Here is a 309-nt window from a genome sequence, read left to right as displayed (position 1 = left end):
CCCTCTATCGTCCCCACATTCAGGTAAGGGTGGGTAATGCCCTCGACTTTCGATGTGACTTGTTTGTAAAGGGTGTTTTGCGCATACAGGGCATTCAAAATTTTCACTGCTGCCTGCAAGGCATCGACACCCGAATCAGGGATAGCTGCATGGGCCATCTTGCCATGTACGCTTACTTCCATCTGCAAGCAACCATTGTGCGCCGTGATGACCTGGTAAGAAAAACCGGCAGCGATCATCAGGTCAGGCTTGATCAGATTATGCTTGAGCATCCAGCCGGGGCCGACTTCGCCACCAAATTCTTCATCG

The 309-nt window shown here is 51.5% G+C and carries 1 protein-coding gene; it reads right to left on the bottom strand.

Features of this window, described 5'->3' with window-relative positions:
- Positions 1–309, bottom strand: a 309-nt coding sequence (locus tag ACO0LG_RS29655) for a peptidase dimerization domain-containing protein (RefSeq protein ID WP_423032231.1), incomplete at both ends; no start/stop codon positions are given.

It is taken from the genome of Undibacterium sp. Ji42W, from assembly GCF_049340405.1.
In the GTDB taxonomy this organism is placed as follows: domain Bacteria; phylum Pseudomonadota; class Gammaproteobacteria; order Burkholderiales; family Burkholderiaceae_D; genus Undibacterium.
This window is presented reverse-complemented; position numbering and strand designations above follow the sequence as displayed.